Genomic DNA, 13,684 nt, shown 5'->3' with positions numbered 1-13,684 from the left:
TAATTCTTTGTTTTACGCATTATCCGGCGCAAAACCGGTACCCACTTTTGCTGGAAATGCTTTAATATGTTGAATTTGCATTGTCATGCCTGTGTGCATCCGGCTCTGTCTTTAAAAGAGCATGGAAAATGCCACATGATAATGTGTCGGAAGTAATATTTATTGAGGAGGGGGAATGCCCCAGTCCCGTTTGGATGATGTGCAAAACGATAGCGCTGTGAATGGCAAAGCGGAACTGGTGTTCCTGCCATTGGGCGGCGTAGGCGAAATCGGTATGAACCTCGCAATGTATGGCTACGGGCCGGAGCATGCGCGTGAATGGATCATTATCGATATGGGCGTGAGTTTTGCAGGTCCTGAATTGCCGGGGGCTGACCTGATCCTGCCGGATATCCGCTATCTGGAAGCCGAGCGTAATAATATCCGCGGCATTATCATTACCCACGCGCACGAAGATCATTATGGCTCGCTGCTGGATCTCTGGCCGCGTCTGCGCCTGCCGGTTTATGCGACCCCGTTTACCGCCGGATTGCTCGAAGCCAAACGTCAGGCTGAATATAATGCGCCGGAAATTCCGGTGACCGTGTTCCGCGCCGGTGAAAGTTTTGAAGTAGGCAGCTTCAAGATTGAAGCACTGGCCGTTACCCACTCCATTCCTGAGCCGGTATCGCTGGCGATTACTACGCCGCTTGGCCGTGTGATCCATACGGGTGACTGGAAGATCGATCCGGAGCCGTCGCTCGGGCCTGTGCTCGACGAAACCCGTTTTGAACAGCTGGGTAATGAAGGCGTACTGGCACTGGTCTGCGACAGCACCAATGCGATGCGCGAGGGTGAATCACCGTCCGAGCGTCAGGTATCGGAAAGCCTGCGTGAGCTGATCGAAAATGCCAAAGGTCGTGTGGCAATCACCACATTCTCTTCCAATGTCGGCCGTATCCGCTCGATTGCCGAAGCTGCACGTGATGCCGGTCGTCAGGTGCTGGTTGTTGGCCGTTCGATGAAGCGTTGTATCTCGGTAGCAACCGAGCTTGGTTATATGGAAGGTCTGCCGGAATTCCTCTCGGAAGAAGATTACGGCTATGTCCCGCGTGAAAATGTGGTGATGGTGCTGACCGGTAGTCAGGGTGAACCACGCGCTGCGCTGGCCAAGCTGGCGCGCGATGAAATGCGCTCACTGGCTTTGACCGCCGGTGATACGGTGATTTTCTCGTCCCGTACTATTCCGGGTAATGAAAAATCGATCATTGAAATCAAAAACATGCTGATCGAGCAGGGCATCAAGATCATTTCGGATGATGATGCGCTTGTGCATGTTTCAGGTCATCCGCGCCGCAATGAGCTGAAGCGCATGTATGCGTGGGTACGCCCGCAAATTCTGGTGCCGGTGCATGGTGAAGCTGCGCATCTGGTTGCGCAAGGCACATTGGGCATACAGGCCGGTATTCCGGATGTGGCACAGGTGCGTAACGGTGATGTGCTGCGTTTGGCTCCGGGGCCAGCGAAGATTATTGATGAGGCGCCTTACGGCCGCATCTATAAAGACGGTCGTCTGATTGGTGATGAAGATGAAATGGGCATCACCGAGCGCCGCAAGCTGGCCTATGTCGGCCATGTGGCGGTGTCCATTCTTCTTGATAATCAGCATAAAATTTATGATGAGCCGGAGGTTGTGGCCTTTGGTTTGCCGGAAGAAGACAGTCAGCGCAATCTGATTGAAGACCTGCTCTATGATGCAGTCGTTAGCGCTGTTGACAGTATTCCGCGCGCGCGTCGCAAGGATATCGAGCTGGTGCGTGAAGCCGCGCGGCGTGCAGTGCGTGCTGCGGCCAATGATGTCTGGGGCAAAAAGCCGGTGACCACAGTTTTTGTCACCCGTATTCCGGAAGCCTGATCGTTTCTGTTCAGGATAAATATTTCGCCGCCGGTGAGCCATTCACCGGCGGTTTTTATTTGGGAAACAGAAATGTCGCTGTAAAACGAGCGCCCCAGTCAGGGCCGTTATCCGGTTTGCTTGCGTAATATTGGCCGGTAACACCAAGGCTGACATGTTGCTTGCCGAAGGTGAAAACTTTGGAAATGCCGAGATCAACCGGTATTGTCCATTGCTCATTCGTCCAGTCATAGGTCATTTCGCTGTTGAGCGATAAGCCGACCGTATTGGGAAAAGTATAGCTGATAAAAGGCTGGATCAGTGTGGCGCTGACATTCTGCCGGTCGTTTTCTCCGGCAAAGGACCAGATATGATTGGCCAGCATGCCCATCGTCCAGCCGTGTATTTGTTTGAGCGCAACGGCTGTCGGGCCTGCACCCCATTTTTGATTGCCAAGCATGGCATTGGTGGCGGTTGGCCACAGAAAGGCCGGTCCCACCCCCCAGATGATGCCATCTGTTTTCTGAACCGGAGACAGGAAAAAGCTCTGTACCGTATCACCCAGTCCGAGTTTCGCTCCGATATCCGGCGCAGGGGAGCTTTGCTGAATGATTGGCACAATGGTGCGCACGATCAAATTCCAGTCGGTATTGATGGAAAAGGGAATAACCGGCTGAATATTGGTGGTAAAACGACCGGCATTATTGGCGCCGGTACAACAGGTATAAGTGTTTTGAATAGGCACGCTTATGAGACTGGAAACCGGATTGGCCAGTTTCTTTGCCAGTTGTTGTGCGTCGGATTCTTGCGCTTTGGCAGCAGGAATGAAACTGACAATGCTGCATAATATGAATGTTATAATGTAGAGAAATATATTGCGCATCATCGGCTAATGACCTGATATTATTCGAAATAATAAGCAGGTTAAGCGCATTACCTGAAATTTGAAGCTGGCATTTTTATGCGTATCATTGTGAGAAACTGCGTGATGCTGTCTCTTGCCCGTGTTCTTTCGCTGCTCTATGCTGCGGTCAATAATGATGCATAATCCTTTAAGAGAATTATGCGGGGAGGAAAAATATGTCTGTTATGTCCGGAATGGCGATCTATTTTATCATCTGGTGGACAAGCCTGTTTGCCATGCTGCCTTTCGGTCTGCGTACACAGGCAGAAGAGAATAATATTGTGCGCGGCACAGTCGCGAGCGCACCGGCGCGCCCGCGGATCTGGCTGGCTTTTCTGCGTACGACCATCCTTGCGACAGTGATTTTCGGCCTGTTCTGGTTTGTGACGCAGAAACTCGGTTTCGGTCTGGATGATATTCCGCACTTCTTCCCTGAACTGTGAATCTCATTCTGAAATATTTGCCATAAGGCACTGTAATTATAGCGCTATTCGATAATTTCTATCTGATTTCAGTGCGGGCATAATCGCCTGAAATCAGAATTTCCGGCTTTGCTCCTTGCGTATTCGGTAGCTTGGCATCGAGCAGGGAGGCTTTGGAATGGATACGATAACTGACCGAAGTGCCTTTCGGAAATATCAGACTCGTATCCAGTGCACGCCCTGCAATATTAATCTGTTGTGGCTCTGTTGTGCCGTCAAATTGCAGTCTGGTGCGGAAAGCATCGCCGCGAATTCTGACTGATGTGGCAGAGCCTTGCAGGCTGATATCTGCGGCGCGGGTCTCTATATTCAGATCGGCAAATTGCCCCTGTAACTCCCCTTTGAAAGCGGGTTGATTAATCGTCACATCCGCATTGCGCGGCAGATTGATTTGCAGATAGGTGTTGCATTCGGACAGATCATACCAGCCGCTGTTTTTCGCTTTAATCAGCAATGTCTGGCCGCTGACAGTCATCTCGCCTTTGGATTTACAGTCATTATAGAACCAGCCTGAGAGCCAGCCTGATGGCTTGGCACTCATGACAGCCAGTTGTTTCGGATCGTCATTCGCTGTCAGGTGTATAAGGCTGGCATCGCCGCTGATCGTTACGCTCTTTATGCCGTCTGTTGCCACGGTTTTTTCCGATGCGTTTGTTTCATTGCTGCAACCGCTGAGCGTGAGAATGGCGGAAAGTAAAATTGAGAGAAGCATATAGTCCATTATTTTGATCCTGCTGCGTTGATAATGCAGGGATCATTTGCCGGACTGTGTATTTCTGCGACCTGAAACAGGATCAAGGTCGACGCATAACGCGTTTTGCTTCATGTTCCTGATCACATGATGAGACATGACCGAGATATTTGCCGATGATTTTTATTCCGCTGCCATTTGTGCTGACAATATTGTTGGCGATTATACTGGTGCAGCTCTTGCGCAATCGCGAGGCGGGAAACCGTGCGGATATGTTTTTCATCGGGCTGATCGGTACCTATATGTTGCAATCGGTTTTGCTTGGGCTGCGCTGGGGCTATGACATCCTTGCTGTTCTGCCCGTGCAGATTTTACTGGCATCTATAATTGCCGGATTGTCTTATTTAAGTTTTCGCAGTCTCACGGTGCAGAATAGTGATGATGCCTTGCGGGCGGATAAAATCTGGCCGCATTCGCTGCCTGTATTGGTGGTGTTTGTGTTGCTGCTTATACGCCGTGATCTGGCGGCGCTGGCAATTATCGTGATATTTTTGGCCTATGGTCTGGCTCTGCTGCGCCTGAGTTTTGCGGGGCCGGATGTGCTGATTGCTGCGCGACTGGACGGAATTATGCGCTCTTATCGGGCGATGCAGATAACCGCCACTATGCTGATCGGCTCTGTAATCGTTGATATATTGATTAATTTTGATTTTCTCTGGAACAGTGGTCGCTATTCCCCCTCGATCATTCTGGTCACCAATATTCTGTCTTTGCTGGTATTGGGCGCGGCGGCCGGTGTGGCACTGAATAATCGCACTAATGCTGATGAAGATGAGCGGGATGAGGGGAAGGCACATGCGCTTGTATCTGAGACTGCGCTGACAACAGATGAGCATCTGGCCATTGTGACTGAGCTGGATGCGCTGATGCGGGATAAACAGCTTTATAAGGATATGGAGCTCAACCTGAAGCGCATTGCTCACCGGCTACGCAGGCCACCACGCCATGTCTCTGAGGCAGTTAACCGGTGTCGCGGGATCAGCGTATCGGTTTATGTGAATAATTTTCGTGTCGAAGAAGCGTGTCGTCTGTTGCAGGAGACGGATGAGCCGGTGACGCAGATCACATTTGCCAGCGGCTTTCTCACCAAATCGAATTTCAATCGCGAATTTTTACGGGTGACGGGGATTGCACCTAAAACATATCGTAATCAAATAATTATGTCCGGCACCAGCATCACTGAATAGCACGGCCTTGCATGACATGAGTTTTGAGGAGAATTGCTTTATTATCGTGATGAAGCAAAACCGGAGTTTATAATCACACTATATTTGTATTATTAAGATGTAAAAAAAAGCAAGGCGTTAGCCTTGCTGATAAAATACGCGTCCAACTCGTTTCCTTGTTACAGGCGGCTGCGAAATACCGCGCCTGAGTTGCATCCTCCCAAGACTTTGACCGCGTGAGAGAGTAGTTAAGCCTGCTCTCTGTTGTCGTTGCTTGGAAAATAGAATGAGAAATATCAGTTGTCACGCGTTTTTTTAAACGCAGACACAAAAATGCCATAAGAATTGAAGCCGAAAAGCAAATTTCAATGTTTTTAATTCGATTTAAAATGAAATTTTCATAAGAATTGCAGTTTTTAGAGTGCTTTTTGGATGAAAATCAAAAATGTAAAAAAATTGTCACAAATAAATAAAACTGAAGCTGAACCTGTCTTTTGCCGTTCAGGCAGCGGGAAATGCTGTAAAGCTCACATTATTTTTATCCCGATCTCCTGAAATATAAGGAATCATCGGGAGCTGCCATAATTTGGCAGGCTTTATCCGTCAGGTCTGCATGCCTTCGTGACTGAAGATTTGCTGGCTCCGCACTGCGTGAGACGGGTTTTCATTGCCATGATAAGTGGTTAATAAACACGAGAGATTTTATGTGTTTTTTCCTGATTCTAACGGGATCGGGAGCAATTTCCGGTGGTTCCTCCATGCGTATGTCGCGATTCTTTTTGCCGATCCTGAAAGAAAATCCAAAAGAGGCAGAAATTGTCTCCCATCGTCTGATGCTGCGCGCGGGGATGATCCGCCAGCAGTCAGCCGGTATTTACACATGGCTGCCGCTGGGTCTGAAGGTTCTGAACAAGGTCAATACGATCATTCGTGAAGAGCAGAACCGCGCAGGCGGCAATGAAATTCTGATGCCGACAATCCAGTCTGCTGATCTGTGGCGCGAAAGCGGCCGCTATGATGCTTACGGCAAGGAAATGCTGCGTATTAAAGATCGCTCCGAGCGTGAAATGCTGTTCGGCCCGACCAATGAAGAAATGGTCACCGATATTTTCCGCTCCTATGTGCGTTCATATAAAGACCTGCCGCTGAACCTTTATCACATTCAGTGGAAATTCCGCGACGAAGTGCGTCCGCGTTTCGGTGTGATGCGTTCGCGCGAATTCCTGATGAAAGATGCTTATTCTTTTGACCTGAATTACGAAGGTGCGAAAGCTGCTTACTACCGCATGTTCGTTTCTTATCTGCGCACATTCTCCCGTATTGGCGTGCAGGTTGTACCAATGCGTGCTGATACCGGCCCGATCGGCGGCGATCTGTCCCATGAATTTATTATTCTGGCGGATACCGGTGAAAGTCAGGTTTTCTGTGACCGCGCTTATCTCGATCTGAAAGTGCCGGGTGCAGATATCGACTTCTTCGATGATGCGGCAATGGCATCTATCGTTGACCAGTGGACAACGCCTTACGCTGCGACTGAAGAAATGCACGATGAAGCCGCATGGGCAAAAGTCGATGTAGGCAATCAGGTTGCTGCACGCGGTATTGAAGTTGGTCACATCTTCCATTTCGGCACCAAATATTCCGAGCCAATGGGCGCGAAAGTGCAGGGACCGGACGGCAAAGAACATCTGGTTTCCATGGGGTCTTACGGCATCGGCCCTTCACGCGTGGTTGCTGCAACGATTGAAGCATCCCATGATGAAAACGGTATCATCTGGCCGAAAGCCATTGCACCGTTTGGTGCAGGTATCGTCAATATGAAGCCGGGCGATGCGGCTTGTGATGCTGTATCGGAAAAGCTCTATGAAGCCCTGACCAATGCCGGTCTTGATCCTCTGCTCGATGACAGCGACGACCGTCCGGGTTCGAAATTCGCAACCATGGATCTGATTGGTGTGCCGGTACAGATCATTGCCGGTCCGCGCAGCGTTGCCAATGGTGAAGTTGAAGTCAAAGATCGTAAAACCGGTGAACGTCAGACTATGACTGTTGAAGCCGCAATCAATCTTCTGACTGCGGGGCAGTAATGTTCAAAAAGCCTGCGACAGGTGGAAATCAAGGCAACGGGGGAGCGCAATTGCTCGATAAATTGCCAAAGAAACAACAGGAAAAGAAACCGGCAGCTCAGGCACAGCGTCAGGGCACCGGACCATTCTCCTCACTGGAACGTATGATTGCATGGCGCTATCTGCGTTCCCGCCGTCGCGAGGCTTTTATTTCTGTGATTGCCGGTTTTTCATTCACCGGCATCATGCTCGGCGTGGCCACACTCATCATCGTTATGGCGGTGATGAACGGCTTCCGCACGGAGCTCCTCAACCGTATTCTCGGTATCAACGGCCACCTGATTGTTGCGCCGATCGACAGCCCGCTGGAAGATTACGATCATCTGGTGAAGCGTATGGATGCGCTGCAAGGCGTGAAATTCGCTATTCCGGTTGTTGAGGGGCAGGCTCTGGTGCAGGGCAGTATCGGTGCCGGCACCGGTGCGCTGGTGCGTGGTCTGCGCGAGCAGGATGTGAATAAGCTTGAGCTGATCGCCAAGAATGTAAAATCCGGTACTTTCGCGAGCTTTGACACGTCTGACGGTGTGGCCATTGGTACCCGTATGGCGCAGAATCTCGGTCTGGGCGTGGGCGATGATCTGAAAATCATTTCGCCGGATGGTGACGTAACGCCGTTTGGTGTGAATGCCCGTACCAAAGCCTATCCGATCAAGGCCATCTTCGAGATCGGCATGTCGGAATATGACGCGTCTATTGTGCTGATGCCTTTGGGCGAGGCGCAATTGTTCTTCAATCAGGAAGACCGTGTGCAGTCGATTGAGGTCTTTGCCGATAATCCGGACAAGGTTGATGATCTGCGTGCCGGTGTGGAAGAGGCGGCAGAACGCCCTGTGATGCTGACTGACTGGCGCCAGCGTAATGCCACATTCTTCTCAGCCTTACAGGTTGAGCGTAACGTGATGTTCATGATCCTCACGCTGATAGTTCTTGTCGCGGCACTCAATATTATTTCCGGTCTGATAATGCTGGTGAAAGATAAGGGGCGTGACATCGCGATCCTGCGCACAATGGGCGCAACCCGCGGTGCAATCATGCGTATTTTCCTGATGACCGGTGCGGCGATCGGTGTCACGGGAACGCTGGCAGGCGTGGTGCTCGGCGTTGTCGTGTGCCTCAATGTGGAGCGTATCCGTGCGTTCTTCTCGTGGTTGTCGGGTACAACTTTGTTTAACCCTGAGCTTTATTTCCTGAGCCAGCTCCCGGCTGAAATGAATCTCAGCGAAACGCTTTCTGTTATTGGTATGGCGCTGTTCTTGTCATTTATTGCAACGATTTTTCCGGCTTGGCGTGCGGCCAAACTCGATCCTGTTGAAGCGCTGAGGTACGAATAATGGCTGCTATGTCCGGAGAGCCGATCCTCCAGCTGAAAAATGTCTGCCGCAGCTATCATGAAGCAGACCGTGAGCTGACAATTCTTAAAGATGCGAATTTTACGCTGATGCGCGGTGAAATGGTGGCGCTGGTTGCACCATCCGGTGCCGGTAAATCCACCCTGCTGCATACGGCAGGACTGCTGGAAAAACCGGATTCCGGTGATGTAATATTAGGCAAAACCTCCTGCGCGCAGCTGGATGATGATGAACGTACAGCCATGCGCCGCAATGATCTGGGCTTTGTCTATCAGTTCCATCATCTGCTGCCGGAATTTACCGCGCTTGAAAATGTGATGGTGCCGCAAATGTTGCGTGGCCTGTCATCCAAAGTTGCATCACAGCGTGCGCAAAATTTGCTGGATTATATGCGTATCGGGCCTCGCTCTTCGCATCGCCCGTCAGAGCTTTCCGGTGGTGAACAGCAGCGTGTGGCCATTGCCCGTGCAGTTGCTAATGCACCGCTGGTGCTGTTTGCGGATGAACCGACAGGCAATCTCGATCCGTCAACATCATCCTATGTGTTTCAGGCACTGGAGGCGCTGGTGCGTCAGTCCGGCCTGTCTGCGCTGATCGCAACGCATAATCATGATCTGGCACGACGCATGGATCGTTGCGTTACACTGAAAGACGGCAAGATTGTTGATCTCGATTTGAGAAAACCTGCCGCCTGATTGCAAGACAAGCTGAATTATTGAATGCCGTATGCTGAAATATGCATGCGGCATTTTTATTTGTTCTGTAGATACGGAAACAAGAGCTGCGGCTTAAATAGCTGAAACTACAATCAAAAACAAAACAGGCGCTGCTTACATAACCAGGCGGCAAATCAGCGGTTCATATTTCACTAACTATAGATGTTTTTACGTGAACAAAGAGGGGTTGACTGCGGAACAATAATGGAACAAATTGCATACATACAAGAACAAATGGAGTTCATATCATGTCTGATCTGGTTCGTGATGTTATGTCATTCATTTCCATCGGTTTGTTTGTAGCAACATTTGCTATGTGGCTGGCAGCGTTCTGACGCTGCTCAAAGCCTGATTTAACCAGAGCATGTCGCGGAAAAGTAGGCACCGGTTTTCCTATACGACATGCGTAAAACAAGAAGATAGAGCGAGCACAGCGGATACAATTAAACGCGGCACGCTCTGTTTAATGATGTAGCTGGCTGAAGATATAGCCAGCTAGAGATATAGCCAGCTAGAGATATAGAATGTGTAATGATTGACGGAATGCACTTATGCATCTGGACATCATGACGGCATTGCGGGAAAAAGGATCTGATGAATGGGCGGAGTCTGACAGGCTTCAGTTCATTATCCGGTTTGATTTTCCCGTCTTACAGAACTGTCATTCTTGGAATGGAGTTTCTATGTAAGGCTTTTTACTGCGATACATCACTGCACAAACGGGCAGGCGATGGTTGCAATGACGGAGTATATGCCTTTGCCTTCTGATGTTTCTGCCGTAGCTGCTTCTGAATTACCTGCCGGAGCGCCGGTATTTATTCATTTGCGTACGCATTCGGCTTACTCATTGCTGGAAGGGGCATTGCAAATCGGCAAAATTATCGGCCATGCCAAGGATGATAATGCGCCTGCAATTGCCGTAACAGACACGAATAATCTGTTCGGCGCATTGGAATTTGCGCAGAAGGCGTCGAAAGACGGTGTGCAGCCGATTATCGGCTGTGTTGTTGATATTGCCTTTGGCGACCATCAGCCGGAAGGCCGTGCGATTAACCGCCGTGATGCGCTGGATTTGTCACCGGTGGTGCTGCTGGCTTCCAGTGAGGAAGGCTATGCCAATATGGTGCGGCTGGTCAGCCGCTCCTATTTGGAAACAGAAGCCGGTGATCCGGTGCATATCCGCGCCGACTGGCTGCCGGATTTGTCAGAGGATGTGATTTTTCTGACCGGCGGGGCAGAGGGGCCGATTGGCAAACCGCTCAGTAATGAACGGGAAGAGCGTGCGCGCAGCCGCCTTGAGTTTTTAAAAAACATCTTTGGCGATCGTCTTTATGTCGAATTGCACCGCCAGCGCGGTTATGACCGCGTGCTTGAATCCAAACTGGTTGATCTGGCTTATGAATATGAGCTGCCATTGGTTGCAACCAATGAGGCATTCTTCAAGCAGAGCGGAGATTATGAAGCGCATGATGCTTTGCTGGCGATTGCAGATGGTCAGGTCATTGCATCGGATGATCGCCGCCGCCTGACACCGGATCATTATCTGAAGTCTCAGAGCGAAATGGCGGCATTGTTTGCCGATTTGCCGGAGGCTCTGGAAAATACTGTCGAGATTGCACGTCGCTGCCATTGGTACACGCAAACCCGTGCGCCGATCTTGCCGCGCTTTACCGGTGAATCCGATGATCCGGAAGCCGCTTTGCAGGCAGAAGCGGATGAAATGGCGCGTCAGGCACGTGAAGGCCTTGAAGAACGTTTGAAGCTGTTCGGCCTTGCGGAAGGCCATACCCACGAGGACTATATCAAGCGGCTGGATTACGAAATCAGCATCATCGTCCGCATGAAATTTCCGGGCTACTTCCTGATCGTTTCGGACTTTATTAAATGGGCAAAGCAACAGGATATTCCGGTGGGACCGGGCCGTGGTTCCGGTGCGGGTTCGCTGGTTGCTTATGCGCTGACCATTACAGATGTTGATCCGTTGCGTTTCTCTCTGCTGTTTGAGCGTTTTCTTAATCCGGATCGTGTGTCGATGCCGGACTTTGATATCGACTTTTGTCAGGATCGCCGTGAAGAGGTGATCCGCTATGTGCAGCAAAAATACGGCCGTGATCAGGTAGCGCAGATTATCACTTTCGGTACGCTGCAGGCGCGTGCGGTGCTGCGCGATGTTGGCCGCGTGCTGCAAATGCCCTACGGGCAGGTGGACAGGCTGTGTAAATTGGTGCCGTCGAACCCTGCCAATCCGGTATCGCTCGGACAGGCTATTAATGAAGAACCGCGCATTAATGAGGAGCGTGAGAAGGAACCGGTTGTCGGTCGTCTTCTCGATATGTCGCTGAAGCTGGAAGGGCTTTATCGCCACGCTTCCACGCACGCTGCAGGTATTGTTATCGGTGACCGGCCATTGTCGGAACTGGTGCCGATGTATCGCGATCCGCGCTCAGATATGCCTGTCACCCAGTTCAATATGAAATGGGTCGAACAGGCCGGTCTGGTAAAGTTCGACTTTCTTGGTCTGAAAACGCTGACGGTTCTGAATACGGCTGTGAAGTTGATTGCCCGTAAAGGCGTCGATATCGATCTGCAAACGCTGCCGTTTGACGACAAGCTGACTTATGAAATGCTGTCACGCGGTGAAACGGTCGGCGTGTTTCAGGTGGAATCGGTGGGTATGCGTAAAGCGCTCATCGGGATGAAGCCTGACCGTATCGAGGACATTATTGCGCTTGTGGCGCTCTATCGTCCGGGCCCGATGGAGAATATTCCGACCTATAATGCGCGCAAGCATGGTGAGGAAGAGATTGCCTCTATTCACCCGAAAATCGACCATCTGGTGAAGGAAACGCAGGGCGTTATCGTTTATCAGGAGCAGGTGATGCAGATCGCGCAGGAGCTTTCCGGCTATTCGCTTGGTGAAGCGGATTTGCTGCGCCGTGCGATGGGTAAGAAGATCCGCGAGGAAATGGACAAGCAGCGCGTCCGTTTCGTCGATGGTGCGATTGAAGGCGGTGTCGGCAAGGCGCAGGCCAATACGATTTTCGATCTGCTTGCCAAATTTGCTGACTATGGTTTCAATAAATCCCACGCGGCTGCCTATGCGATTGTTTCTTATCATACCGCCTATCTGAAGGCGCATTATCCGGCTGAGTTTCTCGCCGCGTCGATGACCTATGATATGAACAATACGGAAAAGCTCAATGATTTCCGTCGTGATGCCTTGCGTCTTGGTATTGAGGTGGTGCTGCCGTCGGTCATGACATCCTACCGCCCGTTTGAGGTAGGCGAAGGTAAGATTTTCTATTCGCTGGCCGCGATCAAAGGCGTTGGTGATGCTGCCGTTGAGCATATTGTTGACAAGCGGAAAGAAAAACCGTTTGAAAGCCTTGAGGATTTCTGTGAGCGCGTTGATCCGCGCATGGTCAACCGCCGTGTGTTTGAAAGCCTGATTAATGCCGGTGCGCTGGATTGTTTCGGTGTTGACCGTTCAGCTTTGAGTTCCGGTATGGACAGTCTGATGGCCTATACTCAGCGCACGCAGGAAAACGCCAATAGCGGGCAGTCGGATATTTTTGGCACCGGTCTGGTGCCGAAAGAAAAGCTGCAATTGCCAGTGGTAACGCCTTGGACATCATCAGAGAAACTGCATCGCGAATTGCAGGCCGCAGGCTTCTATCTCTCCGCGCATCCGCTGGATGATTATAATGAAGCGCTGCAGAAAATGCGTGTTCAGAGCTGGGCTGATTTCTCCAATGCGGTGAAGAAAGGCGCAACCAACGGTCGTCTTGCCGGAACGGTTATCAGCAAGCAGGAGCGCAAGACCAAGACCGGCAATAAAATGGGCATCATCGCCTTTTCTGATGCGACAGGTCAGTTTGAATCGGTATTGTTCTCGGAAGCGCTTCAGCAGTTCCGCGACCTGCTGGAACCCGGTCGCTCGGTAGTAATTACTGTTTCCGCTGAGAATCGGCCGGAAGGTGTGAGCCTGCGCATTGCCACGGTCGTGTCGCTTGAGGATGAGGCCAGCCGACTGCAAAAGGCGCTGCGTCTGTTCCTGCGTAACAGCGATGCACTGGATCAGATCGTGCCTTATTTCAAAACCCGTGGTGACGGCGAGGTCAGCTTTATCGTGATCAAGGATAATGGTCAGCGTGAGGTGGAGGTTGCTTTGCCGGATCGCTACCGCATCAGCCCGCAGATTGCCAGCGCGATGAAGGCCATCAGCGGTGTGGTCGATGTGGAACTCATCAGCTGATCGCTGACTATTATTCACCTTGAGACTCAATATATGTTTCGTATATAGTATGTATATGAAAC

The 13,684-nt window shown here is 50.9% G+C and carries 9 protein-coding genes; 7 read left to right on the top strand and 2 right to left on the bottom strand.

Going from position 1 to position 13,684, the window contains the following annotated elements; translation table 11 throughout:
• Nucleotides 1–274: 274 nt before the first annotated feature.
• The gene (locus tag BKD14_RS09850; protein WP_225688402.1) at nt 275–1,894 is read left to right on the top strand and encodes a ribonuclease J; all 1,620 of its coding nucleotides are present in this window, start codon (nt 275–277) and stop codon (nt 1,892–1,894) included.
• 55 nt (nt 1,895–1,949) lie between these two features.
• Here BKD14_RS09850 and BKD14_RS09845 read toward each other — a convergent pair whose 3' ends face one another.
• Entirely contained in the window at nt 1,950–2,759 is an 810-nt protein-coding gene (locus BKD14_RS09845; protein WP_245293610.1) for a hypothetical protein, read from the bottom strand.
• A 194-nt stretch (nt 2,760–2,953) separates the two neighbouring features.
• Between BKD14_RS09845 and BKD14_RS09840 the strand changes: the two genes are divergently transcribed.
• Nucleotides 2,954–3,220 (top strand): DUF1467 family protein, encoded by a 267-nt coding sequence (locus tag BKD14_RS09840; RefSeq protein WP_022711727.1) that lies wholly within the window; start codon nt 2,954–2,956, stop codon nt 3,218–3,220.
• A gap of 58 nt (nt 3,221–3,278) precedes the next feature.
• On the opposite strand, the gene BKD14_RS09835 is transcribed toward BKD14_RS09840, so the two are convergent.
• A complete protein-coding gene (locus BKD14_RS09835) occupies nt 3,279–3,980 on the bottom strand; it encodes a hypothetical protein (protein ID WP_075655556.1) in 702 nt (233 codons plus the stop codon).
• Nucleotides 3,981–4,126: 146 nt separating this feature from the next.
• Here BKD14_RS09835 and BKD14_RS09830 point away from each other — a divergent pair, with 146 nt between their 5' ends.
• The 5 genes from BKD14_RS09830 (at nt 4,127) to dnaE (ending at nt 13,622) form a co-directional block, all read left to right on the top strand.
• Complete coding sequence (locus tag BKD14_RS09830) at nt 4,127–5,197, top strand: helix-turn-helix domain-containing protein (RefSeq protein WP_075655554.1); 1,071 nt, start codon at nt 4,127–4,129, stop codon at nt 5,195–5,197.
• A 737-nt stretch (nt 5,198–5,934) separates the two neighbouring features.
• Entirely contained in the window at nt 5,935–7,263 is a 1,329-nt protein-coding gene (proS, locus tag BKD14_RS09825) for a proline--tRNA ligase (RefSeq protein WP_075655552.1), read from the top strand.
• A 143-nt stretch (nt 7,264–7,406) separates the two neighbouring features.
• A complete protein-coding gene (locus tag BKD14_RS09820; RefSeq protein WP_225688404.1) occupies nt 7,407–8,633 on the top strand; it encodes a lipoprotein-releasing ABC transporter permease subunit in 1,227 nt (408 codons plus the stop codon).
• Between the two features lie 8 nt (nt 8,634–8,641).
• Complete coding sequence (locus BKD14_RS09815) at nt 8,642–9,346, top strand: ABC transporter ATP-binding protein (protein WP_075655849.1); 705 nt, start codon at nt 8,642–8,644, stop codon at nt 9,344–9,346.
• Between the two features lie 772 nt (nt 9,347–10,118).
• Complete coding sequence (dnaE, locus tag BKD14_RS09810) at nt 10,119–13,622, top strand: DNA polymerase III subunit alpha (RefSeq protein WP_139316376.1); 3,504 nt, start codon at nt 10,119–10,121, stop codon at nt 13,620–13,622.
• Nucleotides 13,623–13,684 lie beyond the last annotated feature (62 nt).

It is taken from the genome of Pseudochrobactrum sp. B5 (assembly GCF_001939785.1).
Classification (GTDB): domain Bacteria; phylum Pseudomonadota; class Alphaproteobacteria; order Rhizobiales; family Rhizobiaceae; genus Pseudochrobactrum; species Pseudochrobactrum saccharolyticum.
This window is presented reverse-complemented; position numbering and strand designations above follow the sequence as displayed.